At 70.8% G+C, this 24,915-nt stretch carries 26 protein-coding genes and 1 tRNA gene; 16 read left to right on the top strand and 11 right to left on the bottom strand.

Going from position 1 to position 24,915, the window contains the following annotated elements; genetic code table 11:
- Position 1 precedes the first annotated feature (1 nt).
- From ftsH to ACEVFP_RS02985, 4 genes are all read right to left on the bottom strand, one after another.
- Positions 2–1,993, bottom strand: a complete 1,992-nt coding sequence (gene ftsH, locus ACEVFP_RS03000) for an ATP-dependent zinc metalloprotease FtsH (RefSeq protein ID WP_375001863.1) — start codon at positions 1,991–1,993, stop codon at positions 2–4.
- A gap of 313 nt (positions 1,994–2,306) precedes the next feature.
- Positions 2,307–2,864: a hypoxanthine phosphoribosyltransferase gene (gene hpt / locus ACEVFP_RS02995; protein ID WP_375001862.1), complete on the bottom strand. Its 558-nt coding sequence runs from the start codon at positions 2,862–2,864 to the stop codon at positions 2,307–2,309.
- Between the two features lie 4 nt (positions 2,865–2,868).
- A complete protein-coding gene (gene tilS, locus ACEVFP_RS02990; RefSeq protein WP_375001861.1) occupies positions 2,869–3,822 on the bottom strand; it encodes a tRNA lysidine(34) synthetase TilS in 954 nt (317 codons plus the stop codon).
- A 111-nt stretch (positions 3,823–3,933) separates the two neighbouring features.
- Positions 3,934–4,986: a zinc-dependent metalloprotease gene (locus tag ACEVFP_RS02985; RefSeq protein WP_375001860.1), complete on the bottom strand. Its 1,053-nt coding sequence runs from the start codon at positions 4,984–4,986 to the stop codon at positions 3,934–3,936.
- 192 nt (positions 4,987–5,178) lie between these two features.
- Here ACEVFP_RS02985 and ACEVFP_RS02980 point away from each other — a divergent pair, with 192 nt between their 5' ends.
- The 7 genes from ACEVFP_RS02980 (at position 5,179) to ACEVFP_RS02950 (ending at position 12,174) form a co-directional block, all read left to right on the top strand.
- Positions 5,179–8,028 (top strand): Na+/H+ antiporter subunit A, encoded by a 2,850-nt coding sequence (locus tag ACEVFP_RS02980; protein ID WP_375001859.1) that lies wholly within the window; start codon positions 5,179–5,181, stop codon positions 8,026–8,028.
- Positions 8,025–8,504 (top strand): Na(+)/H(+) antiporter subunit C, encoded by a 480-nt coding sequence (locus ACEVFP_RS02975; protein ID WP_375001858.1) that lies wholly within the window; start codon positions 8,025–8,027, stop codon positions 8,502–8,504. The genes ACEVFP_RS02980 and ACEVFP_RS02975 overlap by 4 nt, the downstream gene beginning before the upstream one ends.
- A complete protein-coding gene (locus ACEVFP_RS02970) occupies positions 8,501–10,093 on the top strand; it encodes a Na+/H+ antiporter subunit D (RefSeq protein WP_375001857.1) in 1,593 nt (530 codons plus the stop codon). Before ACEVFP_RS02975 ends, ACEVFP_RS02970 begins: the two co-directional genes overlap by 4 nt.
- On the top strand, positions 10,090–10,614 hold the full coding sequence (locus ACEVFP_RS02965; protein ID WP_375001856.1) for a Na+/H+ antiporter subunit E: 525 nt from the start codon (positions 10,090–10,092) through the stop codon (positions 10,612–10,614). The genes ACEVFP_RS02970 and ACEVFP_RS02965 overlap by 4 nt, the downstream gene beginning before the upstream one ends.
- A gap of 118 nt (positions 10,615–10,732) precedes the next feature.
- Positions 10,733–11,017: a monovalent cation/H+ antiporter complex subunit F gene (locus ACEVFP_RS02960; protein WP_375001855.1), complete on the top strand. Its 285-nt coding sequence runs from the start codon at positions 10,733–10,735 to the stop codon at positions 11,015–11,017.
- Positions 11,014–11,331, top strand: coding sequence for a monovalent cation/H(+) antiporter subunit G (gene mnhG, locus ACEVFP_RS02955; protein WP_375001854.1), 318 nt, complete (start codon positions 11,014–11,016; stop codon positions 11,329–11,331). Before ACEVFP_RS02960 ends, mnhG begins: the two co-directional genes overlap by 4 nt.
- A 51-nt stretch (positions 11,332–11,382) precedes the next feature.
- Entirely contained in the window at positions 11,383–12,174 is a 792-nt protein-coding gene (locus tag ACEVFP_RS02950; protein WP_375001853.1) for an exodeoxyribonuclease III, read from the top strand.
- Positions 12,175–12,265: 91 nt separating this feature from the next.
- On the opposite strand, the gene ACEVFP_RS02945 is transcribed toward ACEVFP_RS02950, so the two are convergent.
- Genes ACEVFP_RS02945 through ACEVFP_RS02930 form a run of 4 tightly spaced genes read right to left on the bottom strand, consistent with a single transcriptional unit; the run spans position 12,266 to position 15,943 of the window.
- A complete protein-coding gene (locus ACEVFP_RS02945; protein WP_375001852.1) occupies positions 12,266–13,561 on the bottom strand; it encodes a class I SAM-dependent methyltransferase in 1,296 nt (431 codons plus the stop codon).
- Positions 13,558–14,913 carry an FAD-binding oxidoreductase gene (locus ACEVFP_RS02940; RefSeq protein WP_375001851.1) on the bottom strand — a complete coding sequence of 452 codons (1,356 nt, stop codon included), beginning with the start codon at positions 14,911–14,913 and terminating at the stop codon, positions 13,558–13,560. Before ACEVFP_RS02940 ends, ACEVFP_RS02945 begins: the two co-directional genes overlap by 4 nt.
- Positions 14,914–14,961: 48 nt before the next feature.
- Entirely contained in the window at positions 14,962–15,600 is a 639-nt protein-coding gene (locus tag ACEVFP_RS02935; protein ID WP_375001850.1) for a pirin family protein, read from the bottom strand.
- Positions 15,593–15,943: a metallopeptidase family protein gene (locus ACEVFP_RS02930; protein WP_375001849.1), complete on the bottom strand. Its 351-nt coding sequence runs from the start codon at positions 15,941–15,943 to the stop codon at positions 15,593–15,595. Before ACEVFP_RS02930 ends, ACEVFP_RS02935 begins: the two co-directional genes overlap by 8 nt.
- Before the next feature lie 51 nt (positions 15,944–15,994).
- On the opposite strand from ACEVFP_RS02930, the gene ACEVFP_RS02925 reads away from it, so the two are divergent.
- The 6 genes from ACEVFP_RS02925 (at position 15,995) to ACEVFP_RS02900 (ending at position 19,815) form a co-directional block, all read left to right on the top strand.
- Positions 15,995–16,067, top strand: a tRNA-Glu gene (locus ACEVFP_RS02925).
- 335 nt (positions 16,068–16,402) lie between these two features.
- Positions 16,403–16,564, top strand: coding sequence for a hypothetical protein (locus tag ACEVFP_RS02920; protein WP_375001848.1), 162 nt, complete (start codon positions 16,403–16,405; stop codon positions 16,562–16,564).
- 4 nt (positions 16,565–16,568) lie between these two features.
- Positions 16,569–17,468: a tRNA glutamyl-Q(34) synthetase GluQRS gene (gene gluQRS, locus ACEVFP_RS02915; RefSeq protein ID WP_375001847.1), complete on the top strand. Its 900-nt coding sequence runs from the start codon at positions 16,569–16,571 to the stop codon at positions 17,466–17,468.
- A 69-nt stretch (positions 17,469–17,537) separates the two neighbouring features.
- Entirely contained in the window at positions 17,538–18,305 is a 768-nt protein-coding gene (locus tag ACEVFP_RS02910) for a LamB/YcsF family protein (protein WP_375001846.1), read from the top strand.
- Positions 18,302–18,928, top strand: a complete 627-nt coding sequence (locus ACEVFP_RS02905; RefSeq protein ID WP_375001845.1) for an allophanate hydrolase subunit 1 — start codon at positions 18,302–18,304, stop codon at positions 18,926–18,928. The genes ACEVFP_RS02910 and ACEVFP_RS02905 overlap by 4 nt, the downstream gene beginning before the upstream one ends.
- Positions 18,925–19,815 carry a biotin-dependent carboxyltransferase family protein gene (locus tag ACEVFP_RS02900; RefSeq protein ID WP_375001844.1) on the top strand — a complete coding sequence of 297 codons (891 nt, stop codon included), beginning with the start codon at positions 18,925–18,927 and terminating at the stop codon, positions 19,813–19,815. The genes ACEVFP_RS02905 and ACEVFP_RS02900 overlap by 4 nt, the downstream gene beginning before the upstream one ends.
- A gap of 25 nt (positions 19,816–19,840) precedes the next feature.
- Here ACEVFP_RS02900 and ACEVFP_RS02895 read toward each other — a convergent pair whose 3' ends face one another.
- On the bottom strand, positions 19,841–20,692 hold the full coding sequence (locus ACEVFP_RS02895; protein WP_375001843.1) for an alpha/beta fold hydrolase: 852 nt from the start codon (positions 20,690–20,692) through the stop codon (positions 19,841–19,843).
- Between the two features lie 112 nt (positions 20,693–20,804).
- Positions 20,805–22,106, bottom strand: a complete 1,302-nt coding sequence (locus ACEVFP_RS02890) for a hypothetical protein (protein ID WP_375001842.1) — start codon at positions 22,104–22,106, stop codon at positions 20,805–20,807.
- A 163-nt stretch (positions 22,107–22,269) separates the two neighbouring features.
- Here ACEVFP_RS02890 and ACEVFP_RS02885 point away from each other — a divergent pair, with 163 nt between their 5' ends.
- From ACEVFP_RS02885 to ACEVFP_RS02875, 3 genes are read left to right on the top strand one after another with little or no spacing between them, the layout of a single operon-like run.
- Entirely contained in the window at positions 22,270–22,983 is a 714-nt protein-coding gene (locus tag ACEVFP_RS02885; protein WP_375001841.1) for a glycosyltransferase family 2 protein, read from the top strand.
- Positions 22,980–23,627, top strand: a complete 648-nt coding sequence (locus ACEVFP_RS02880) for a DUF2064 domain-containing protein (protein ID WP_375001840.1) — start codon at positions 22,980–22,982, stop codon at positions 23,625–23,627. Before ACEVFP_RS02885 ends, ACEVFP_RS02880 begins: the two co-directional genes overlap by 4 nt.
- A gap of 20 nt (positions 23,628–23,647) precedes the next feature.
- Positions 23,648–24,283 carry a class I SAM-dependent methyltransferase gene (locus ACEVFP_RS02875; RefSeq protein WP_375001839.1) on the top strand — a complete coding sequence of 212 codons (636 nt, stop codon included), beginning with the start codon at positions 23,648–23,650 and terminating at the stop codon, positions 24,281–24,283.
- Between the two features lie 125 nt (positions 24,284–24,408).
- Here the strand turns inward: ACEVFP_RS02875 and ACEVFP_RS02870 are convergent, their stop codons facing one another.
- On the bottom strand, positions 24,409–24,843 hold the full coding sequence (locus ACEVFP_RS02870; protein WP_375001838.1) for a hypothetical protein: 435 nt from the start codon (positions 24,841–24,843) through the stop codon (positions 24,409–24,411).
- Between the last annotated feature and the right edge of the window lie 72 nt (positions 24,844–24,915).

The raw sequence follows: 24,915 nt of genomic DNA, 5'->3' as shown, positions 1-24,915 counted from the left end.
CTCACGGCCTGGGGTCGTCGGGGTTGTCCGTGGGCTCGGGAGCCGGGTCGGCGTCCGGCGCCGGGGCATCGGGGCCGGTGTCCGGTCCCACCGTCAGGCCGGTGGGCTCGGGGTCCTTCGTCCGGGCGGACTCTGGCACCTCCACCGGTGGGACGGCCGAGGGCGCGCGGGTGTCCGAGCCCGTCCAGGCCGGGCGGACGTCGCGGCGGCGCAGCGGCTCGAAGATCCGCGAGACCTCCTGCTTGTCCAGGGTCTCCTTCTCCATGAGCTCCAGGACGAGCGCGTCGAGGACGTCGCGGTTGTCGGCCAGGATGTCGAAGGCCTCCTGGTGGGCCCGGGCGATGAACGCGGCGATCTCCTCATCGACCGCCGACGCCACGGCCTCGGAGTAGTTGCGGCTGTGCCCGATGTCGCGGCCCAGGAACGGCTGGGAGTTGTCCTCACCCAGCTGGACGGCGCCGAGCCGCTCACTCATGCCGTACTGCGTGACCATCGCACGGGCCAGCCCGGTGGCCTTCTCGATGTCGTTGCCGGCGCCCGTGGTGGGGTTGTGGAAGACCAGCTCCTCGGCTGCGCGGCCGCCCAGCATGTAGGCGAGCTTGTCCTGCAGCTCGGCCCGCGTCTGGCTGTACTTGTCCTCATCGGGCAGCACCATCGTGTACCCGAGGGCCCGGCCGCGCGGCAGGATGGTGATCTTGTGCACGGGGTCGCTCTGCGGCAGCGCCGCAGCGACCAGGGCGTGCCCGCCCTCGTGATAGGCGGTCACCAGCCGTTCGTGCTCGTTCATCAGTCGGGTGCGCTTCTGCGGTCCGGCCATGACGCGGTCGATCGCCTCGTCCAGCGACCGGTTGTCGATGACCTTGTCGCCGTTGCGCGCCGTCAGCAGCGCCGCCTCGTTGAGGACGTTGGCGAGGTCGGCTCCGCTGAAGCCCGGGGTCCGCTTGGCGACGCTGACGAGGTCGACGTCGGGGCCGATCGGCTTGCCGCGGGCGTGGACGCCGAGAATCGTCTCGCGACCCTTCAGGTCCGGCGCCTCGACGCCGATCTGGCGGTCGAACCGTCCGGGCCGCAGCAGGGCCGGGTCGAGGACGTCCGGCCGGTTGGTGGCCGCGATCAGGATGACGCCGCCGCGCACGTCGAAGCCGTCCATCTCCACCAGGAGCTGGTTGAGGGTCTGCTCGCGCTCGTCGTGGCCGCCGCCCATGCCGGTGCCGCGGTGGCGGCCGACGGCGTCGATCTCGTCGATGAAGACGATCGCGGGGGCGTTCTCCTTGGCCTGCTCGAACAGGTCGCGCACACGGCTCGCGCCGACGCCGACGAACATCTCCACGAAGTCGGAGCCGGAGATGGAGTAGAACGGGACCCCGGCCTCACCGGCCACGGCGCGGGCCAGCAGCGTCTTGCCGGTGCCGGGCGGGCCGTAGAGCAGCACGCCCTTGGGGATCTTGGCCCCGACCGCCTGGAACTTGGCCGGCTCGGAGAGGAACTCCTTGATCTCGCCGAGCTCCTCGATGGCCTCGTCGCACCCGGCGACGTCGCTGAACGTCGTCTGGGGCGTGTCCTTGGTGATGAGCTTCGCCTTGGACTTCGCGAACTTCATGACACCGCCACCGCCGCCCTGGAAGCGCATGAAGATGTAGATGAAGACTGCGAGGATCAGCAGGATCGGCAGGAAGGCGAACAGGAACTGCGTCAGCATCGACGTCTGCGGGACCTCGACGTTGTAGCTCTTGAGGTCCTTGGCGCGGACCTCGCGCTCGGCCTGCTGGACCATGCGGCTGCCCTGGTCGCCGAGCCACTTGGCGCGCACGTCGGTGCCGTCCTCGAGCGTCGCGCGCATCTCCTGGTCGCCCTCGACGAAGGTGATCTCATCAACCTTGCCGTCGTCGAGGTACTGCACCAGTGTCGCGGTGCGGACCTCGCGATGGCTGTCGCGGGAACCGGTCAGGTTGATGATGAGGATGGCTCCGAGTGCGAACAGGATGATCAGCATCCAGGGACCACGGAACAGACTCTTGGCGTTCATCGACTGGTGGGCGGGCCCACTCCTCCCTCGTGGTCATCAATCCTCGGACGTCACCGACCGAGCCGTGCGGGCCGGTCCTGAGGCCGAGACGTGCGGTCCGCACGGTGCTGCCTGGGCTCGGTTGCCCAGACCTGGCTGTCCGGACACGGTTGCCCAGACTCGCCAAACCGTACACGTCAGCCCGTGACGCCGTGAGCCGACGGCCCACTCTCCCCAACGGTCGAGGGCCCACCTGCGTTCCCGCCCGCAGGCGCACCCGGCGGGCGGTGCGGGACTGCGCTCAGGTGTAGACGTGTGGGGCGAGCGTGCCGATGCAGCGCAGATTGCGGTACTTCTCGGCGTAGTCGAGTCCGTAGCCCACGACGAAGGCGTTCGGGATGTCGAAGCCGACGTAGCTCACGTCGACCTCCATCCGCAGGGCGTCGGGCTTGCGCAGCAGCGTGGCGATCTCCACCGAGGCCGGGCCCCGCGAGCGCAGGTTGGCCACGAGCCACGACAGTGTCAGGCCGGTGTCGATGATGTCCTCGACGATGAGGACGTGGCGGCCGCTGATGTCGGTGTCGAGGTCCTTGAGGATGCGCACGACGCCCGACGACATCGTCCCTGACCCGTAGGACGAGACGGCCATCCAGTCCATCTCGACGTGCCGGCCGATGCTGCGGGCGAGGTCGGCCATCACCATGACGGCGCCCTTGAGGACACCGACGAGCAGGAGGTCCTTGCCCTCGTAGTCTCGCTCGATCGTGGCGGCGAGCTCGGCCAGCCGGTCACGGATCTGGTCCTCGGTGAAGAGTGTCTGGTCCGGGTCGAGGTCCGCTTCGACGTGCTGTTGGTCCACGCGGTCAGCCTGCCACAGGGGTGGGGCCGAAGCGGAGGGAACTCCCCTCCCGCCGACAGCACACCCCGCCCGGGAGCTCGACCCGGTCCTGGCCGTCGTAGGCCGTCACGAGCCGATCGAGCGCCGCGACGTGCGACGCCGCCGTCTCGGAGGCGAGGGCACCGGCTGCGAGTGCGTTGCGGCGCAGGACCCTCGAACGCAGCGCCGGCGGCAGGCCCGCCAGGGTCGGGACGTCGAGCGCGTCGTCCACGGCTGCCGCGAGGGAGTCGAGCAGGTCGGCGTCGTCGCGCAGCTGGTCGGCGGTGCGAGAGAGTGCCTCGACCACTCCGCCGGAGAGCACGTCCTCCAGCAGTGGGAGGACTTCCCGCCGCAGCCGGGAGCGCCGGAACGTGGGGTCGAGGTTGTGCGGGTCCTGCCACCAGGTGAGGTCGCGGGCACGGCAGATGGCCTCGGTGTCGCAGCGCCGCAGCCCGAGGAAGGGCCGGCGCCAGGGGCCATCGGCGGCCCGCATCCCAGCCAGGGATCGCGGGCCGGAGCCGCGCCCGAGGCCCAGCAGCACCGTCTCGGCCTGGTCGTCGCGGGTGTGGGCCAGCAGGACGACGCCTGCGGGGCCCGCGGCCTCCTGCAGGGCCTCGCGTCGTGCCGCCCGGGCGGCGGCCTCGGGGCCTCCGGGACCGGTGACGTCGACGGCGACCACCGAGGCGGGCACGCCCAGCGTCGTGGCCTGCTGCGCGGCACGGGCAGCGACGTCCGCCGAGCCCGGCTGGAGGCGGTGGTCGACGACGACCGCCCGCACGTCATGACCATCACGGTCGGCGACGAAGGCGGCGCAGGCCACGAGCGCGAGCGAGTCCGCCCCGCCGGACAGACCGACCACGACGGGCGTCCCGGTCTCGACGTCGGCCAGGCTCGTGCGCACCCCGCGCCGCCCGTCAGCCTCCGCCCGTCCCAGCCTCATCGCCCCTCCTGGGTATCGAAGTTTCCCACGAGACCGCTCAAAACCTGCCGTGAACACACGAAACTTCGTGTGCGTTGCGCATGGTTCAAGCGGTCTCGTGGGAAACCTGCATCAGGCGTGGACGCGCTTGATCCAGGCGTCGGGGTCGAGGATCTCCGCCCGGGTGGGCAGATTGGCGGCCTCGGCCCAGACGGCGTCGAATCCGTCACGACCCGTGGTGTCCACGACGTGCCGCACGAACACTGCCCCGTCGCGGTACTGCCGCAGCTTGGTCTCCATGCCGAGCAGGCGCCGCAGCAACCGGTCCAGCCCGCTGCCACCAGAGCGGCGCTGCTCGAAGCGCCGACGGATCTGCTTGACCGTGGGGATGACGTCCGGCCCGACACCGTCCATGACGACGTCGGCGTGCCCCTCCAGCAGCGACATGACACCGGTGACCTTCTCCACGACGGCCTTCTGCTGGTCGTTCTGGAACAGGTCCGCGAGCGACGCCTCGGACTCCCCCCGCACGATCCGCACGAACTCCCCCAGCCCGTCGGACACCAAGCGCGACAGCGCCTGCGGGTCGAGGTCGGTGGCGTCGACCATCTCGTCCATGAGCGAGCGCAGGTGTCCACGCATCCACGGGACGGCCGTGAACTGCACCCGGTGCGTCTGCTCGTGCAGCGCCACCCACAGCCGGAAGTCGTCCGGGTCGACCTCCAGGCGCTGCTCGACGTCGACGATGTTGGGCGCGACCAGCAGCAGCCGGCCACCCTCGCCGGCGGCACCGGTCCAGAACGGGTCGAACTGCCCGAGCACCTTCCCCGCGAGGTAGGACATCACGGTGCCGATCTCCACGCCGCCGACGACGGAGCCGACGCCCACCATCCGCCCCGAGTGCTGGTGCGCTGCCGTCACCTTGTCCAGTACCGGCTCCATGATCGTGGCGAACGTCGCGAGGTTCGCCTCGACCCAGCGCGGCCTGTCGACCACCAGGACGGGCGCCTCGCTCGAGGGCAGCGCGGGCGCCACCAGCCCCGTGTACTCGCGCACGGGCGCCTCGGCGGTGACCGCTGCTCGCCGCAGCGTCTCGATGACGTCGTGGGTCTGGTCGGCGCTGAGCTCCGGCCCCGGACGCAGCAGCGTGCCCGCCGTGCGTTGCGCGACCTTCCAGTCGATCATGCGGTCGCGCCCTGCGACGAACCGCCGTGGGACCGGGCCCGCATGCTGTGCCCCTGACTCGCTCGGTGCGGGTACCGCCCTGCAGTGCAGCGCTCGGGGGTGTGCTCGCTCATGTGACCACGGTAGGGGTCCCACCCTGATACTGCCCTGAAACGGTGTCAGCCACGTCATACCGATAGGATCGCCTCACTCATGATCGGGCTCCTCGCGCTGCACTTTCTCGCTGCAGCGCTGGCCCCCGTCCTGACCCGGCGGCTCGACCGGCGCGCCTTCCTGGTGCTCGCCCTGGTGCCTGCGGCATCGTTCGCCTGGCTGCTCGGCCCGACTCTCGACGTGACCTCCGGCGGGGCGGCCCACACCGAGCACCTCACCTGGATCTCGAGCATCGGGATGGACATCGACCTGGCGCTCACACCATTGACGGCGATCATGTCGCTCGTCGTCACCGGCGTCGGCGCCCTGGTCGTGGCCTACTGCGCCTGGTACTTCCGTCCGGGCGACCCGGAGATCTGGCGCTTCTCGGCCGTCCTCACGGGCTTCGCCGGCTCCATGCTCGGGCTGGTCGTCTCCGACAACCTCTACGTCCTGTTCGTGTTCTGGGAGCTGACGACGATCTTGTCGTTCCTGCTCATCGGCCACAACCCGGAGCGCAAGGCCAACCGTCGCGCCGCCATGAACGCGCTGCTCGTGACGACGTTCGGTGGTCTGGTCATGCTGATCGGCCTGTTCATCCTGGACATCGAGGCCGGCACGGCCCGCATCAGCGAGATCCTCATCGACCCGCCCAGCGGCACGGCCACCACGTGGGCGATCCTGCTCGTCCTCGTCGGCGCGGTGAGCAAGTCCGCACTCGTGCCCTTCCACTTCTGGTTGCCGGGCGCCATGGCTGCTCCCACGCCGGTCAGCGCCTACCTGCACGCCGCGGCCATGGTCAAGGCCGGCGTCTTCCTCATCGCGCTGCTCGCCCCCGCATTCGCCGACGTCCCCGGCTGGCGGCCGCTGCTCATCACGCTCGGCATCGTCACGATGATCCTCGGCGGACTGCGGGCGCTGCGCCAGCACGACACCAAGCTGCTGCTGGCCTACGGCACCGTGAGCCAGCTCGGGTTCCTGGCGGCCGTCGCCGGGGCCGGCACCCGCTCGGCAGCGTTCGCCGGGCTGGCGCTGATCCTCGGCCATGCGTTGTTCAAGTCAGCGTTGTTCCTCATCGTCGGCGTCATCGACCGCACCGCCGGCACCCGTGACCTGCGCGAGCTCACCGGCCTGTACCGCCGCATGCCGGTGCTCTTCGCGGCCGCCGTCGTGGCAGCGGGCTCCATGGCGGGCCTGCCCCCGCTGCTGGGCTTCACCGCCAAGGAGGCCGCGCTCGCGGCATTCGTCGACCTCGGGGAGGATGCCGGCATCGGCGTGTGGGGCACGTTCGCGCTCATCGGCATCACGGTGGGCTCGATCCTCACCGTGGCCTACACCGCCCGCTTCCTCTGGGGGGCGTTCGGCGTGCGCGACGTCCAGGCGCCGACCCTGAAGGCACTCCCCGTCGGGTTCGTGGCCGCGCCGGTCGTGCTGGCGGCGCTCTCCCTCGTGGGCGGCTTCCTGGGTGGTCCGCTCACGCCGCGGATCATGTCCTACGCCGGGCAGGAGCCGGCCGGCGCGCACGCACCGGTGCTCACGCTCTGGCACGGGTTCACGCCGGCGCTGGCGCTGTCGGTCGTCGCCGTCACGGCAGGCATCTGGCTGTGGGTGGTGCGCAAGCGCGTCGCCGACCTGCAGCAACGCCTCGTGCACCGGCTGCACCTGCCCGACGCCGAGCTGGTCTACCACGACATCCTGCGCGGCGTGGACCGCTTCTCCATCGAGCTCACCGGTCGCACGCAGCGCGGTTCGCTGCCGGTCTACGTCGCGATCATGCTGATCACCTTCGTCGTGGTGCCGGGTCTGGCGCTGGCCACCGCATGGGAGGGGGTCGCGCTGCGCCGCCCCGACAGCTGGCTCCAGGTGGCCGTCGTCACCCTGATCATCGTTGCGGCCGTGATGACGGTGCGTTCACGCCGCAGGCTGCGTGCCGTCCTGCTGCTCGGGGTCACCGGCTACGGCACCGCGTTGCTCTTCGTCATCCACGGCGCACCGGACCTCGCCCTCACCCAGACGCTCGTCGAGACGTTCGCCGTGGTCACCTTCGTGCTCGTGCTGCGGCGCCTTCCACCGTTCTTCTCCGACCGTCCCTTCACCTTTGGCCGGTGGCTGCGGATCGGCCTCGGGACCGTCGTGGGCGTCGCGGTCGGCGCCTACACCCTCATCGCGTCCTCGGTGCGCACCGCCGACCCCGTGGGCCGCGAGTTCGCCGAGCCGGCCTATGCATTCGGCGGTGGCGAGAACATCGTCAACATCACGTTGGTCGACATCCGCGTGTGGGACACGTTCGGCGAGCTCGCCGTGCTGGTCGTCGCCGCCACCGGCGTGGCCAGCCTCATCTTCCTGCTCACCGATCGGGCCACCTCCCACCGGGAGGCGCGCCGTGACCGTCGTCAGGAGGTCGCCGCCGAGGGGTGGATGCAAGGTGCCCGCCTCGTGGCCGACCGTCGCCGATCGGTGATGCTGGAGGTCGTCTCCCGGGCGATCTTCCCCGTGATCATGGTCTTCTCCGTCTACCTCATGCTCGCAGGGCACTACGATCCCGGCGGGGGGTTCGCCGGCGGCCTGGTCGCCGGGCTGGCGCTCATGGTCCGCTACCTAGCCGGAGGCCGGTCCGAGCTCGACTCGGCCGCGCCGGTCGATGCGGGCACGGTGCTCGGCTCCGGACTGGTCGTCGCCGCCATGTCAGGGCTCATCCCCGCCCTGGCCGGCTACAACGCCTTCCAGAGCGGGAGCCTCGACATCCCGGTGCCTCTGCTCGGTGACCTCCACATCGTGACCTCGCTCTTCTTCGACGTCGGCGTCTACCTCATCGTGGTGGGCCTGGCGCTCGACGTGCTGCGAAGCCTTGGCGGGGGCATCGACAAGCACGCCGAGGAGCCGGCCATGGTCGAGGCGGTGGACCCGTGAGCAGCAACATCGCCCTCGTCCTCGTCACCGCCGTGCTGGTCGGGTGCGGGACGACGCTCATGCTGGAACGCAGCCTGACTCGCATCCTCATCGGCTTCTTCATGATCGGCAACGGCGTGAACCTGCTGTTCGTCATCGCATCAGGCCCCCGGGGAGCACCGCCCCTGCTCGGCGAGGGGAGCTCGGAGCCGATGGTGGACCCCCTCCCCCAGGCCATGGCGCTGACCGCCATCGTCATCACGTTGGGTGTCACCGCCTTCGGGCTCGCCCTGGCTTATCGCGCCTGGCAGCTCACCGGGCACGACGACGTCCAGGACGACCTCGAGGACGACCTCGTGCGTCGCCGTGCCGAGCTCGACGAACCCTCGGCCTCCTTCGACGACGTCGAGGCCGGACTGCCCGAGGAGGAGGGCGCCGACCAGCCCGACCCGGCTGCCGAGACTGACTCCGGCCCGGCCCCGGGAGCCACCCCATGAACCAGATCGTGCTCGTTCCCGTCCTGCTCCCCCTCCTGGGTGCAGGTCTGTGCCTCGTGCTCGGACGGTCCGCCCGCGCCCAGCGCGTGGTCAGCATCATCGTGCTGTCGGCCGTGGTCGTCACAGCGGTCACGCTGCTGGTGCGTGCCGACCGTTACGGACCCCAGTCGGTCTCGATCGCCGGCTGGACCTCCGACATCGGCATCTCCCTGGTGGCCGACCGACTCTCCGCCCTCATGCTGCTGGTCTCCACCGTGGTGACGCTGTGCGTGCTGCTGTACTCCTTCGGGCAGGGGATCGTGGAGTTCGGCCGCGACACCCCCCTGTCGGTCTTCCACCCCACCTACCTGGTGCTCTCCGCGGGCGTCTCCAACGCCTTCCTGTCCGCCGACCTGTTCAACCTCTTCGTCGGCTTCGAGGTGCTCCTGGCCGCCAGCTACGTGCTCATCACCTTGGGTGGCACCGAGGCACGCATCCGTGCCGGCACGATCTACGTCATCGTCAGTCTCGTCTCGTCGGCCTTCTTCCTCATTGCGGTCGCCTGCGTCTACGCGGCCACCGGGACGGTCAACTTCGCGATGCTCTCCCAGCGCCTCGCCGACCTTCCTGACGGCGTCCAGCTCGTGCTGCAGCTGTTGCTGCTGGTCACGTTCAGCATCAAGGCGGCAGTCTTCCCGCTGTCCTTCTGGCTGCCGGACTCCTATCCCACCGCGCCGGCGCCCGTCACCGCGGTGTTCGCCGGGCTCCTCACCAAGGTCGGCATCTACGCCATCGTCCGCACCCAGACGCTGCTGTTCCCCGACACCGACCTGCGCACCGTGCTGCTGTGGGCCTCCATCCTGACGATGCTCGTGGGCATCTTCGGTGCGGTGGCGCAGTCCGACATCAAACGCATCCTGTCCTTCACCCTGGTCAGTCACATCGGCTACATGCTCTTCGGCATCGCGATCGCGAGCCAGCTGGCGCTCTCGGGCGCGATCTTCTACATCGCCCACCACATCACCGTGCAGACGGTCCTGTTCCTCGTGGCAGGTCTGGTGGAGTGGCGGACGGGATCGACCAACCTGGACCGGCTGGGCGGCCTGGCGCGCTCCGCACCCATCCTCTCGGTCATCTTCTTCATCCCGGCCATGAACCTCGCCGGCATCCCCCCGTTCTCCGGCTTCCTGGGCAAGGTCGCGCTCGGCAAGGCGGGGGTCGACGACGGCAGCTGGCTGGCGCTCATCGGTGTCGCCGCCGCCATCGGCACCAGCCTGCTGACGCTGTACGCCATCGCCAAGGTCTGGAACCGGGCGTTCTGGCAGCCCGTCGACGACGACGCGGAGGTCGACGACTCAGACGACTGGGCCCACGGCCCGCTGCACGGGCATGACCAGGTCTCCACCGGGACCCGGGTCAGCACCATGTGGCAGGTGGCCGAGGAGCAACGGCTCCCGCTCGGCATGGCCCTTCCGACGGTGGCCCTGGTGATCTTCAGTGTCGGCCTCACGCTCGCCGCCGGGCCCCTCTTCGGCATCACCGACCGCGCGTCCGCCGAGCTGATCGAGCGCACTCCGTACATCGAGGCCGTCCTGGGGGAGCCATCATGAGGCGAGGCTGGTTCCAGGTGCTCGTGCTCACCGGCGTGTGGCTCCTGCTGTGGGGCGACATCTCGGGCTGGCTGGTCATCGGCGGGCTGCTGACGTCATGGCTGGTCGTCGCGGTCTTCCCCTTTCCCAGGGCACCGTGGGTCGCGACCATCCGACCGTGGTCGTTCCTGATGCTGCTGGCGCGATTCGGCGTGGACGTCGTGCGGGCGAGCATCGAGGTCGCCTGGATCGCCGTGCGTCCTGCGCCCCCACCGGCGAGCGCCGTCCTCCGCGTCGACCTGCGCACCCGGTCGGAGCTGCTGATGACCACGACGGGCGGGCTCGTCTCCCTCGTGCCGGGCTCGCTGCTCATCGAGCTCACTCCCGAGACCTCGGCGATGTACGTGCACGTCCTCGACGGCAGCACGCCCGAGGCCATCGAGCGCGCCCGCCGCAACGTCCTGGCACAGGAGGAGCGCGTCGTCAGGGCCCTCGCGCCACGGGTGGAGCGGGACGCCATCTGCGGGAAGGGGAACCCATGAGCGAGCGCCAGCTGGAGGCACCTCCCTGCACGGAGCGCAGCGAAGTGCCTGGGGGCGAGAACCATCAGACAGCTCATGCCATCACGTCCTACCGTGCCTTTCCTCAGGACGTGATGGCATGAACACCGTTGGCATCATCTGCGGGATCATCCTCGGCCTGGCCGGCGCGCTGTGCCTGGTGCGCATCGTCCGCGGGCCCACGATGCTGGACCGCACCGTGGCCACCGACGTGTTCGTGGCGATCACCATCGCCGCCGTGGGCGTCGAGGCGGCCGTCGGACGCTCGACCACGACCGTTCCCGTCCTGCTGGCCCTCGCGCTCGTGGCCTTCCTGGGGTCGGTGAGCATCGCCCGGTTCGCGGCCCGCGACTCCGGGCCGCCATCATCGCAGGAGCGCCCGTGATCATCGACGTCATCGCCTCCGCGCTGCTGCTCATCGGCTGCCTGCTGGCGCTCGTGGCCGGCATCGGGCTCTTGCGCTTCTCGGACGTGCTCACCCGGCTGCACGCTGCGACCAAGCCACAGTCCCTGGGGCTGGTGTTGATCCTCGTGGCCATCGCGCTCCGTGCGCCGGACAAGTCGTCGATCACGATCTTGACGCTGGTCGGCGTCTTCGCGCTCATGACCGCCCCCGTCTCGGCTCACATGATCGGGCGCGCCGCGTTCCGCTTCAACAAGGTCGACCGCTCCACCCTGACGCGCGACGACCTCTCCTGAGCCTCGGACCACACCCCGGGCGGCGCCGGGACCGGTTGGTAGGTTCGCGGCATGCGCATCGCGACGTGGAACGTCAACTCCATCCGCAGCCGCATCGACCGGGTGACCGGCTGGCTGGAACGCTCCGACGTCGACGTCCTGGCGATCCAGGAGACCAAGTGTCGAGAGGACCAGTTCCCCGGCCTGGAGCTCACGTCGATGGGCTATGAGTACGTGCACGTGGGACTGAACCAGTGGAACGGCGTCGCCGTGCTCTCCCGTGTGGGGCTGGAGGACGTCGCCACGTCCTTCGGCGACGATCAGCCGAGGTTCGGTGAGCCGGAGGTGCTGGAGCCCCGAGCCGTCGGTGCCACGTGCGGCGGAGTGCGGATCTGGAGCCTGTACGTGCCCAACGGCCGCGAGCTGGACCACGCGCACTACCACTACAAGCTCAGCTGGCTCGAACAGCTGCGCTCCAGTGCCGCCGGATGGCTGCGGGAGAACCCCCAGGCGCAGACCGCCCTGGCCGGGGACTGGAACATCGCGCCCGAGGACGACGACGTGTGGGACATGGCTGCCTTCGAGGGCAGGACGCACGTCTCGGAGCCGGAGCGCCAGGCCTTCCGCGACGTGCTCGAGGCAGGCTTCAGCGACGTCGTCCGCCCGCACGCGCCCGGTCCGGGCGTCTACACGTACTGGGACTACCAGCAGCTCGCCTTCCCCAAGAAGCGCGGCATGCGGATCGACTTCGTGCTCGGCTCCGACGCTCTGGCCGCCCGGGTCGACGGGGCGTTCATCGACCGCGAGGAACGCAAGGGCAAGGGCGCCAGCGACCACGCCCCGGTCGTCGTCGACCTCACCTGAGCGGCTCCTCCCTCGGCCTGTCGACCCGGACAGGCAGCGAGGATTCCCATGACGTCATGGGAATTGGGGGTCGCGTGGGACCAGCGGGCGCTCAGCTGCCCCAGGTGGGACGCAGCGGAAAGTCCGCGGCACCGTCGTCGTCGGTCTTGACACCGAGGACGTGGTGCAGGCCGATCTCGCCGCGCTCGAAGGCCAGTCGCGAGCCTGCCATGTACAGCCCCCACACCTTGGCGGTGCCGAGCGTGACCTCGCCGAGCGCCGCCTCCCAGTTGGCCTCGAGGTTCTCGCACCACGCCTGGAGCGTCCGGGCGTAGTGCTCACGGATGCTCTCGACGTGGCGGACCTCCAGACCGTGGTCGTGCATCGCGGTGACGATCGTCCCGACCGGGGCCAGCTCGCCGTCGGGGAACACGTACCGGTCGATGAACGCACCTGCCGAGGGGGCCACCGACCCGTCGCGCCGCGTGATGCTGTGGTTGAGCATCCGCCCACCCGTTCGCAGCCTGTCCCGCAGGAAGGTGAAGTAGTCGCCGTAGTTGCGCACCCCGATGTGCTCGATCAGCCCGATCGAGCTCACGGCATCGAACCCGGTCTCGCCGACGTCGCGGTAGTCGCCGAAGCGCACCTCGGCGAGGTCGCCCAGCCCTTCGGCCTCGATGCGCGCCTGCGCCCAGTCGGCCTGCTGCCGCGACAAGGTGACCCCGAGGGCCTTGACGCCGTGCTCACGCGCGGCGTGGAGCACCATGCCGCCCCAGCCGCAGCCCACGTCCAGCAGGCGGTCACCCCGCCCGAGGTCGAGCTTGCGGGCGATGAGCTCGTACTTGGCGCGCTGCGCCTGCTCCAGGCTCGCCCCTTCGGTGGGGTAGACGGCGCACGTGTACGTCATCGACGGGCCGAGCACCAGCTCGTAGAACCGGTTGGAGACGTCGTAGTGATGGTGGATCGCCTCGGCATCTCGTGTCCGGCTGTGGCGCAGCCCCTCCACGACGCGTCGCCAGCGCGGCAGGTGCTCCTCCGGCGGCGGTGGCGGCGGCTTGAGGTGCGAGATCCCCAGGCTCCGCACGATCTGCAACAGCTCCGTCGGGGTCGGCAGCCGCAGCCGCAGCTTGCTCTGCACGTGCACCATCAGCTCGTAGGGGTTGGCGAGCGAGACGCCGTCCACCTCGAGGTCCCCGGCGACGAACGCCCGCGCGAAGCCCAGGTCGCCCGGAGCCGTCATGAGATACGCCAGACCGCGCTCGGTGTTCAGCCGCACGACGAACGGCGCCTCGTCCGGCTCCGGACCGGAGACGCTGCCGTCATAGGCCTCGAAACGAAACGGCATGCCGTCGCGCATGAGTCTTTCCACTGCCTGCGCGATCGTCAGGGTGCCGACATCGATCGTCATGAGTTACCCACCGCCTTGTCGTAGAGGGTGCTGAGACGCGCCTCGGGGTCGTAGCGTCGCCGCACCGTGTCCAGGACGTCGACGCCGTACAGACCGGCGAACGTCGCTTCGTCGTAGAAAGCCTCGGAGTACAGGGACTTGTGGCCGCCGAGCGAGTGCACGTGCTCCTCGATCCGCCGGTTCACGAACCCCGGCGGGGCGTCGGCCGGCACCTCGACCGTGCCCCAGAATCCCAGGTTCACGTACGTCTCGCCGGGAGTGAGCGGGTAGGTGGGCCAGGTCCGTCGGGTCCGCAGGGGACACACCCACACCGGCCGCATCCCGACCTCGGCGTCGAACCAGGCCAGGAACTCGGGCATCCGCTCCAGTGGCACCTCCACATCCTGGATGACCTTCTCGCGGCCCGGGACGCCCTTGACGCGGTCGAGCAAGCGGCTCAGCCCGAGCCGGGTGTCCAGCGTGACGAGCCGGTGGTAGACGTCGCTGCGTCGCCAGCGTCGCGGCCAGACGCGCCGCACCCAACGATTCTGGGCGCCGAAGGCCGCCGAGCACCAGAACCAGTCGGTGTCCCAGCGCCACAGGTAGTCGTGCATCGTCAGCCGGTCGTGGTCCAGGCGTTCGACGGAGCGGTAGTAGACGTCCTGCCCGGTGTAGTCACTCGTCGGACCGGGCTCGTCGGTGAACGTCGCCAGCGTCAGCCGGACCTCATCCGGTGTGAAGGCCGTCGCGTCGAGACCGTCGACGCGCACGCCGTCCCACGCGCCCCCTACGCAGATCTCCTCGATCGCCGCCGTGGCCTTGCCGACGTCGAGACCGACGTGCCGCAGCGCGACGTAGGGCGGCACGGCCTCCAGGCTGATCCGCAGACGCGTCGCATAACCCAGCGAGCCGTAGGAGTTCGGGAAGGCGTCGAAGAGGTCAGCGTGCTCGCCCTCCGGCGTGGCGGTCACGAGGTCACCGGAACCGGTGAGGACGTCCATCTCCAGCACCGACTCGTGCGGCAGACCGTTGCGGAACGACGTCGACTCGATACCCAGGCCGGTGACGGCTCCGCCGAGCGTGATCGTACGCAGCTGCGGCACCACGTACGGGATCAGCCCGAACGGCAGGACGGCGTCGACGAGGTCCTCGTAGGTGCACATGCCCTGCACGTCAGCGGTGCGCGCGTCGACGTCGACCGCGATGACACCGTCCAGGCCCGACACGTCGAGCCCGGGCGCGCCGTCAGCGACGCGGGGGCGGAACAGGTTGGAGGTGCGCTTGGCCAGTCGGACCCGGGCGCCGTCAGGGATGGCGCGGTAGGACGCACGCAAGCGATCCACCGACTCCCGGTGCGCCTGCCAACCTTTCACCTCATCACCATATTCCTGTTCCGACGAGGAGGACCACCGGGGAGACCGTCAGCGCAGGAGCCACAGGAGCGCCTCGCCGTGACCGGCCACGCGCTCCACGGGTTCATCGGTCCTGACCTCGTCCCCGGCGCCCAGCTCCAGGCCGTCGACCACGAGGGGGCCTCGGGTGGTGTGCACGAGGGTTCGCGGGGCGGGTGGCACGGACAAGATCCCGCCGTCGGGCCGGGCCACCAGCAGCCGGGCGTCCGCCGCGACGTCGACCGTCTCCAGCAGTCCAGGACCCTCCACGTCGACGCAGGCGTACCGCGGCTCCGCCGCGTGCTCCGAGCGCAGCATCACCTGGACGAACACCAACGGCTCGAGCTGCGACGCATTGCGCTCGGCGTGCTCGACCCCCGTGCCGGCGCTCAGGCGTTGCGCCGTGCCCGGCTCGATCACACCCTGCGCCCCCGTGGTGTCGGCATGGGCGAGCGCGCCCTCGAGCACCCAGGTGACGATCTCGACGTCGCGGTGCCGGTGCTCGTCGTAGCCGGCCCCGGGCGCGACGTGCTCCTCGTTGATGGCCTGCAACGCGCCGAAGCCCAGGTTGTCGGGGTCGTAGTGGGCGCCGTAGCTGAACGAGTGCCACGTGCGCGTCCCCTCACCGTCGGTACGGAAACGCTCACCCCCGCGCCGCACCTCACGCATAGCCGAGCTCGTGCAGCCGTACGTCGTCGATGCCGAAGTGATGCGCGATCTCGTGCGCCACGGTGATGTTGACCTCCCGCACGACGTCCTCCTCCGTCTCGCAGATGGCCAGCGTCGGCCGGCGATACACGCTGATGCGATCGGGCAGCACCCCGCCGTAGGAGGAGTCACGGTCGGTCAACGCCACCCCGTCGTACAGCCCCAACAGGTGCGGATCCTCCGGCGGCGCGTCGTCCTCGATGAACAGGACGACGTTGTCGAGCAGCGCCACGAGCTCCTCCGGCACCGCCGCGAAGGCCTCCTCGACGAGCTCGGCGAACCGCTCAGCACTCACCTCGACCATGGCCCCATCCTGCCGGAGGCGGCAAGCACGACGTATGCTGGCTGGCGCCGCGCCCCGTTCGTCTAGCGGCCCAGGACGCCGCCCTTTCAAGGCGGTAGCGCGGGTTCGAATCCCGTACGGGGTACTGGGTGGGACGCCCTCGGGTCGTCACTCCGCTCGTTCCTCACGGAGCCGACCCTCAGGCTCAATCCTCCGCTCGCAGAACTCGCGCAGGCCGGCCCGGGCGTCACCATCCCCTTGGCCACAGTGACGCCACGCGCTCGTCTCGACGACCTCGGCGCCGGCCCGTGTGGGGCCGTCGCGCGACGCCTCGGGAGGCCCCCGGGAAGGGGTGTGGAGACGGCACGGAGAGGTCAGTTGAAGATCACACCAAATCCCGGCTGACCTGCAGGAACAATAGTGACCAAGATCACTTCAGGCGAATTGGGGAACCGCTCGGCACCTGCCTATTCTTGCGTCGTGCTCGTGATGCTCCTGACCCTCCTCAGCCTCGTTCTCACCGTCGCCATCGGCGGCGTCTTCGTCGTCGGCCTGCACCGTGTCGTGCAGTGGATCGTCGCCGCCGTGGAGGCGCGCGGCACCACCACGACCACCGAGGAACGCGAGCTCACGACACACTGATGCGGTGAACCTTCCGCCCGTCAGCACGACATCGACGGCGGGACGGTACGCGCCATCTCCCTCCGGTGACCTGCACTTGGGCAACCTGCGCACCGCGCTGCTGGCCTGGCTGTTCGCCCGGACCAGCGGCCGTGCCTTCCTGATGCGGGTGGAGGACCTCGACCGCGTGCGCGACGGCGCCGAGCAGCGCCAGCTCGACGACCTGCGCCGGCTCGGGATCGACTGGGACGGGCCACTGATCCGGCAGAGTGAGCAGCTGGCCCACCACGACGATGCGATCCGAACGCTGACCGAGCAGGGCCGGACGTTCGAGTGCTTCTGCACACGACGCGAGATTCTCGAGGCGCCGTCGGCGCCACACCTGCCACCCGGGGCCTATCCGGGGACGTGCCGCGAGCTCACCGCCGACCAACGCGCCGAACGCGCCCGGCAGCGCCCCCCGGCCGTCCGGCTACGGGCCGGCGCAGGCGAGTGGACCATCCACGACCTTCTGCACGGCGACTTCACCGGCGGACTCGATGACGTCGTGCTGCGTCGCAACGACGGCGTGCCCGCCTACAACCTCGCCGTGGTGGTCGACGACGCGGCGCAGGGCGTCGACCAGGTGGTGCGTGGCGACGACCTGCTCACCTCCGCGCCACGGCAGGCGCACCTCGCACACCTCCTCGGACACCCCCAGCCCGTGTACGCCCACGTGCCCCTCGTGCTCAACGTCCAGGGCAGGCGCCTGGCCAAGCGCGACGGTGCCGTCACCCTCCGAGAGCTGCACGAGCGTGGGCACGACCCCCTGGCACTCATCACCCAGTCGCTCGGACTGCCTGCACTGTCCCCGGCCGACCTGCTGGAGCGCTTCGATCCCTCGTCACTGCCTCGAACCCCTTGGGTCTTCACCCCACCCGCCTGAGCGCGACGACGCACACCGCTGCGGTGCGTGGCAGGATCGAGGCACGACCCCACAGACCTGAGGGAGACGATGGGCATCGACCTCAACAGCGACCTCGCGGAGAGCTTCGGCACGTGGCGCCTCGGCGACGACGACGCGATGCTGGGGATCGTCACGAGCGCCAACATCGCGTGCGGCTTCCACGCCGGCGATCCGCGAACGATCAGGAACGCCTGCCTCACCGCCGTGGACCACGGCGTCAGGATCGGGGCGCAGGTGGGCTATCGCGACCTCGCCGGGTTCGGGCGGCGCTACATCGACGTCGAGCCGCAGGACCTCGCGGCCGACGTCCTGTACCAGCTCGGGGCTCTCGACGCTCTGGCCCGCGCGGCCGGAGGGCGCGTCGCGTACGTGAAGCCCCACGGTGCGCTCTACCACGCGATCGGGCACCACGAGGAGCAGGCCGCGGCAGTGGTGGAGGCAGTCACGGCGCACGACCCAGGGCTCGCCGCGCTGGGCCTGCCCGGTTCCCTCTGGCTGCGACGCGCGGACCAGGCCGGTCTGCCGACGTTCCGGGAGGCCTTTGCCGATCGCGCGTACACCCGCGAGGGCACCCTCGTCCCGCGCAGCCACCCTGGCGCCGTGCTGCACGATGCCGACCTGGTGGCGACGCGGGTCCTGCGTCTGGTCACCGAAGGTGTCGTCGAGTCCGTCGACGGTCACGCCGTGGCCGTGGAGGCGGACTCCATCTGCGTGCACGGCGACACCCCCGGAGCCGTCGACCTGGCTCGAGCGGTGCGGCGGCGTCTGGACGAGGCAGGGCTCGAGGTGACGGCCTTCGTCGGGGCCCCTGCGTGAGGTGGCTCCCCTGCGGCGACGCCGCGGCGATCATCGAGCTGGACGACCTCACCGAGGTGCTCCGGCTCTCAGCGGCCATCGACGTCGAGCGCACGGCCGGTCGCCTGGACGGTGTCGTCGACGTGGTGCCTGCCGCTCGAACCGTCCTCGTGCGGTGCAGGTCGGACGGGACGCTGACACGAGTGGCCCACCACATCGCCACGCTGGAGCCGGCGACGCAGCCCCCTGTCACCGGCACGCAGGTGCGGATCCCGGTCCGCTACGGCGGCGCGGACCTCCACCGCGTCGCCGCGCTGCTCGACGTCGACGAGCCCGAGGTGGTCCGACGTCACGTCGACACGCTCTGGCAGGTGGCCTTCACCGGGTTCGCGCCCGGGTTCGGCTATCTCGTGGCCGCCGACGGATCCCGCCCCCTGGAGGTGCCCCGGCACGCCGAGGCCCGTACCTCGGTGCCGGTCGGCGCGGTCGGCCTGGCCGGGGAGTTCTCCGGCGTGTACCCACGCTCCTCGCCCGGGGGCTGGCAGCTCATCGGCTCCACGGACGTCGTCCTGTGGGACGTCGAGCGCGACCCGCCGGCACTGCTCACACCGGGCACCCTGGTGCGGTTCGAGGAGGTTCGATGACCTCGCTCACCGTCGTCGCCCCGGGCACCCTCACGACCGTCCAGGACCTCGGCCGCCCTGGCCATGCCCACCTGGGCGTCGCACCCTCCGGAGCCCTGGACCCGGCGGCCCTACGTCTGGCCAACCGCATCGTCGGGAACCCCGAGCAGGCACCCGCCCTGGAGACGACGTTCGGTGGACTCGTGCTGCGTGCCCACGGTGCCTGCGTCGTCGCGACGACGGGCGCTCCGAGCATGCTCACCGTCGAGTCGGCGGCCGGACGTCGCACCCACGGCGCCGGAACGGCCGTGCACGTGCCCGACGGCGCGGTGCTGCGGGTCGCCCCGCCGGCCCGGGGCCTGCGCGGCTGGCTGGCCGTGCGGGGCGGTGTGCGCTGCCCCGAGGTGCTCGGATCGGCCAGCTCCGACCTGCTCGCCGGCATCGGCACCCCCTTGATCGAGGACGTCGTCCTCGACGTCGGCCCCGAGCCGGCGAGCGCGCCGCCGACGCTGGAGTGGGCACCGCTCTCAGCACCCGGTGACGGGGCCCTCACGCTGCGCGTCGTGCCGGGCCCGCGCGACGACTGGTTCGACGACGCGTCGTCATCCCTCGGCCGGGAGTGGACGGTGGACCCGCGCAGCAACCGTGTCGGCATCAGGCTCGATGGAGCACCGCTGCAGCGCGACGCCGCCCACGCCGAGCTCGAGCTGCCGAGCGAGGGCACGGTGGCCGGGGCCGTGCAGGTGGCGGCCAACGGCCTGCCGGTGCTGTTCCTCGCCGACCACCCCGTGACAGGCGGCTACCCGGTCATCGCCTGCGTCGTGACGGCCGATCTGCCACTGGCCGCCCAAGCGGTGCCGGGACAGTCCGTGCGCTTTCGGCCCGTCACGGGTCCACGCCTGCCCTGACCCGCGGACCCGCCGGGCAGGTCGGTCATCGGGTGGCGAGGAAGTCACGCATCAGGCCGGTGACGGCCTCGGGCTGCTCCACGGTGCTGGAGTGCCCGGCCTCGGGCACCACCGCCAGGGAGGAGTCGTCGATGCCGGCCACGATCACCTCGGACTTGCGCACCGGCGTCGCCACGTCATCGGCACCGACGATCACGAGGGTGGGTGCCGTGATGCTGCCCAGCTCGCTGACGACCGCGGAACGGTCCGTGACACCGAGGATCGCCGCCTGCATCCCCGAGCGGTCCACAGCCGACAGGTTCTCCATCCACGGGCCGACCACCTCCTCGCGCCGCGGGGAGCTCAGCAGCGTGGGACCGAACATGATGGGCTCCACCTGCTTGCGCACGGGCCGCATCCCGAGCCAGCGGTAGGCACGGGCGAGCAGCCGGTATCGCTTGACCTTCTCGGGGTCCTCCGGACCGGCGCTCGTGTCGAGCAGGATGAGCGAACGCACTCGTTCCGGGTGGCGTGCGGCGAGCCGCATCCCGACGAACCCGCCCATCGACAGGCCGGCGTAGTGCACGCGCTCGAGCCCCAGATGGTCCAGGAGGGCCACGAGGTCGTCAGTGAGGGAGTCCATGTCGGCTGCGTACCTCGGTCCCCGGCGCCCTGCTCCCCCGCCGGAGGCGGGCACGGGTGGCGTGCGGCCCTGGCCGCGCCAGTCCACGGTGATGCACCGGTACTCAGAGGCCAGTGCCTCCACCTGGTGGTGGAACATCCAGCCGCTGAACAGCAGTCCGTGGCCCATGACGAGCGCAGGGGCGTCCGGACGGTCCGGTGGCGGTCCGGTGTCGGTGTGATGGAAGCGGATCCCGTTGACCTCGGCATATGGCATACCTCACATGGTGCCAGCCCGGCTCACCCACCGTGGTGCCCGACAGGCCAGCATGTCGACCCGCACCAAGGCCATCGCCACGCGAGTGAGTGCGAGGGACGAGCACGCCCGGCTACCACCGGGTGATGATGAGCGTCTGCGCCAGTACCGCCACCAGCACCTGGACCAGCAGCAGGGGCCGTGCCCAGCGCCGCGGCAGCACCGCACCCACAGCGACGATCCACACGGTGAACGGCAGCCAGATCCGCTCGACCTCCGCCTTGCTCATGCCCGAGACCGTCGCCGCCGCGATGGTCAGCAGACCGGCCCCGACCAGGACGCCCAGCGCGTCCCGGGCATCACTGCGCAACCGGTGCCACAGCAGGGGGAACGCCGCCCACGTCGCGACGCCGACCGTGCACGACCACGCCGCGACGCTGCCCCAGACCCAGTACCAGTACGGGCGTTCGGAGGCGATGCCGGCGAGGTAGCGCTCGTGGAGCACCGGATAGGCGTCCCACCACGCGAAACCCAGCACGGCGAACGTCCCGGCGACTGCGAGCGCCGCGCCGAGCGCCCACGGCAGCGGCCTCCAGGACCGCGCCACCCACAGCACCGCCACGGCGAGGATCCCCAGCAGGAGGAGCCCGTAGGACAGGAACACGCAGTAGCCGAGCACCAGCCCGGCACCCAGTGCCGCCGGCACGCTGTCCCTGACCGCGGCCCGGGCCAGCAGGTACAGGCCCCACGCCCCCACGGCAGCGAACATCCAGTCCGCGCTCACCCCCGCCCACACCACCAGCGGCGCCAGCGCGAGCCACGGTCCGGCGCGGCGTGCGACGGCGCGGTCGCCGAGCTCGCCGATCGTCAGCATGACGGCGGCCACGGCGCTGGCTCCCACCGTCACGACGGCGACGGCGATCCAGAACGGGTCCTGGACGCCGATCCGGTCCAGCCCGATGAACGGCAGGACGGCTCCCGGCGGGTGTCCCGCCACGTGGATGGGCCAGTTGTCTGCTGCGGGCTCCGGGATGCGGTCGATGAACTCGGCGAGGAAACCAGGGACGTCGTCGATCGTGCGCGCGGTGGCCGGGTACTCACTGCTGCGCTCCATGACCCTGCTCAGGCCGTACGGGCCGTCGCTCAGGGCCAGCGCGAGAGTCCACGCCCAGGAGGCGAGCGTGGAGACGACGACGGCCCACGCCCACGACAGGCGGGACAGCAGCGACGGCAGGCTCAGCGCGAGCACGACACCCAGCAGCACGGCCGGCACGATGCGGCCGTCGAACCGTGGCCCCCACACGGCGTGCAGCGGCGGCCAGTGCACGCGCACGTCGGTCTCGACCAGCTCTGCCACGACGATCGCCACGGCCACCAGCACGATCCCCACCGCAGCCGAGGTCGCGGCGACGAGGCCGGGGCGGCGCAGCTCCATGACGCACACCTTAGGCAGTCCCCGGAAACCTCCCACCGGCATCGTGATTCCCATGAGTTCCTGGGACTCAGGAGACTCCCCCGGTTCCCTGGTTGCGACCGGGTCCTCGGACCCACCCACCCGTGCAGTGGTGGCGTCACCGGGACGCCAGTAAGTTATTGGGATGGAGCCGCCGACCACGACGTGCGACATCGTCATTCCGTGTCGCGACGAGGCCGCCGCCCTGCCACTGGTACTGGCCGACGTCCCGGACGGATTCGCCGTCGTCGTGGTCGACAACGGCTCCAGCGACGGCACCGCGGACGTCGCGCAGCATCTGGGGGCACGCGTGGTCCACGAGGCCCGGCCGGGCTACGGCGCGGCGGTCCATGCCGGAGTGGAAGCGGCCACGGCGGAGTTCGTCGCGGTCGTCGACGGCGACGACTCGATGACGCTCGCCGACCTCCCTGCGATGCTCGAGGACGTCCGCGCCGGCGCCGCGACGATGGCCGTCGGCCGCCGCCGTCCTGTCGCACGCGGCGTCTGGCCCTGGCACGCACGGGCCGGCACCCTCCTGCTCGCCACCTGGCTGCGTCGCTCCAGCGGCTTCGGCATCCACGACCTCGCACCCATGCGCGTGTGCCGCCGCGCGGACCTCCTCGACCTCGGCATCGAGGACCGTCGCTTCGGCTACCCGCTCGAGCTCATGGTCCGCGCTTCACAGGCCGGTTGGACAGTGCTGGAGCGCGACGTCGACTACCGTCCCCGGGCGGCCGGCACGAGGTCCAAGGTCTCCGGCTCGCTACGGGGCACCACCCGCACGATCAGGGACTTCGGCCGGGTCCTGAGGACCGTACGCACCGGGGCGAGTCACACGGGGTCGGAGGCGAGCCGATGAGCGCGCCCACGGTCCTCATCGTCGCCAAGGCGCCGGTGCCCGGGCTGGCCAAGACGCGTCTCGCCGGCCACGTCGGCGAGGCCGTGGCCGCGGACTTCGCCGCTGCCGCACTCCTGGACACGCTCGACGCCGCACGAGCCACCGGCTGGCCGGTGGTCGTCTCCATGACCGGCGACCTCGACCGTGCCGCACGGGCTGAGGACCTGCGCACCGCGCTCGCCGACGTCGAGGTGGTACCGCAGCGAGGCACGACCTTCGCCGAACGCCTGGTCAACGCCCACGCCGACGCCGCCCGTGGCCACGGCGTCGTGCAGGTCGGGATGGACACACCACAGGTGAGCGCCGAGCAGCTCCGCGAGGCCGGTGACCTGCTCGCCGACCACCGTGCGGTGCTGGGCCACGCCGAGGACGGCGGCTGGTGGCTTCTCGCACTGCGCGACCCGGCCGATGCCGCCGCACTCGTGGACGTGGAGATGTCCACCACGCACACCGGAGCCGACACGGCTGCCGTGCTGCCCGCACCGCTGGCACAGGTAGATCCGGCGCGCGATGTGGACGAATGGCAAGATGCGTTCATGGTCGCGTCGTCCTACGTTCAGCTCCGAGCGGCCGCTGTGGTACGTGAGGCAGGGGGTCAGCAGTGACAGCTGAGACGTTGGTGGTCGTGTCCACGACCGACGCCATGGATGCCGCCTTCGCCGGCATCGGTTGCTGGCTACTACAACCCGACGGTCGCTCCAAGCCACTGGCGGTGGACCGCTGGCAGCAGCCGCCGGACCTCGACGACCATGAGCTCTTCCTCAACACCGACGATGAGTCCACGCTCGACATCGGCTGCGGCCCTGGGCGGCTCGCTGCGGCTCTCACGGCACGCGGTGTCCCCACGCTCGGCATCGACATCTCCAGTGAGGCGGTCCGCCAGGCGCGCCGCCGGGGCGCCCGCGCCATCCAGGGCGACATCTTCGACGGCATCGCCAACATCGGGCGGTGGGACCGCGCCCTCCTCGCCGACGGCAACATCGGCATCGGCGGGGACCCGGTCAAGCTTCTGCGCCGCATCTACGACCTGCTGCGGCCCGGCGGGCGCGTCGTCACCGAGGTGGCCCGCCACGGCGTGGGCGTCGTCACCGAGCACCTGCGGCTGCAGGTCGGCCGTGAGCTGACGCCGACCTTCCACTGGTCCATCGTCGGTGCCGACGCGATCGGCAACGTGGCCGACCAGGCCGGGTTCGACCTGGAGGACATCCGTACCTCGGGCAGCCGCCACGCCGCCGTGCTCACGAGCCGTCGCGCCGCCTGAGAGGCGCCCTGGACGGCAGTCTGTTGAGCCACCACGCCGTGCCGACGCGATCGGCAACGTGGCCGACCAGGCCGGGTTCGACCTGGAGGACATCCGTACCTCGGGCAGCCGCCACGCCGCCGTGCTCACGAGCCGTCGCGCCGCCTGAGAGGCGCCCTGGACGGCAGTCTGTTGAGCCACCACGCCGTGCCGACCACTCCGGCCCACCAGAGCACGCTCAGCGCGAGCCACCACTCGACGTAGGGCCGGTTCAGCAGCGTGGGATTGTCCGGCTTGCCGCCGACGCCGAGCAGCACGTTGGCGGTCGCGATCGTCACGGTTCCCCAGACGACCAGCCCCACGACGGCCGCGCCGTGCGCGGACCGCGGCGCCCACCGGGACCCGGCGAGCACGACCAGGACGGTCAGTGGCGCAACCACGACGTCGTGCACGACGACCCCGCCGCCCAGCCACAACAGGGCGGAGAGGAGCTGCGTCGCGTCCGAGCCGCGCAGCTCCAGCACACCGACGGCGATCAGCGCGACGCCGACCGTCCCGAGGACTGCACGCACCCTTGTCATCCGGTCACGTCCTCAGACGAACCAGCGCAGGAACGTGCCCGCATGAGCGGGACCGGAACGTCGGCTCGCTGG

Origin of the sequence: Aeromicrobium sp. CTD01-1L150 (assembly GCF_041951745.1) — a bacterium.
Classification (GTDB): Bacteria; Actinomycetota; Actinomycetes; order Propionibacteriales; family Nocardioidaceae; genus Aeromicrobium.
Note: the sequence above shows the minus strand (reverse complement) of the source record. Positions and strands in the feature narration are given on the sequence as shown.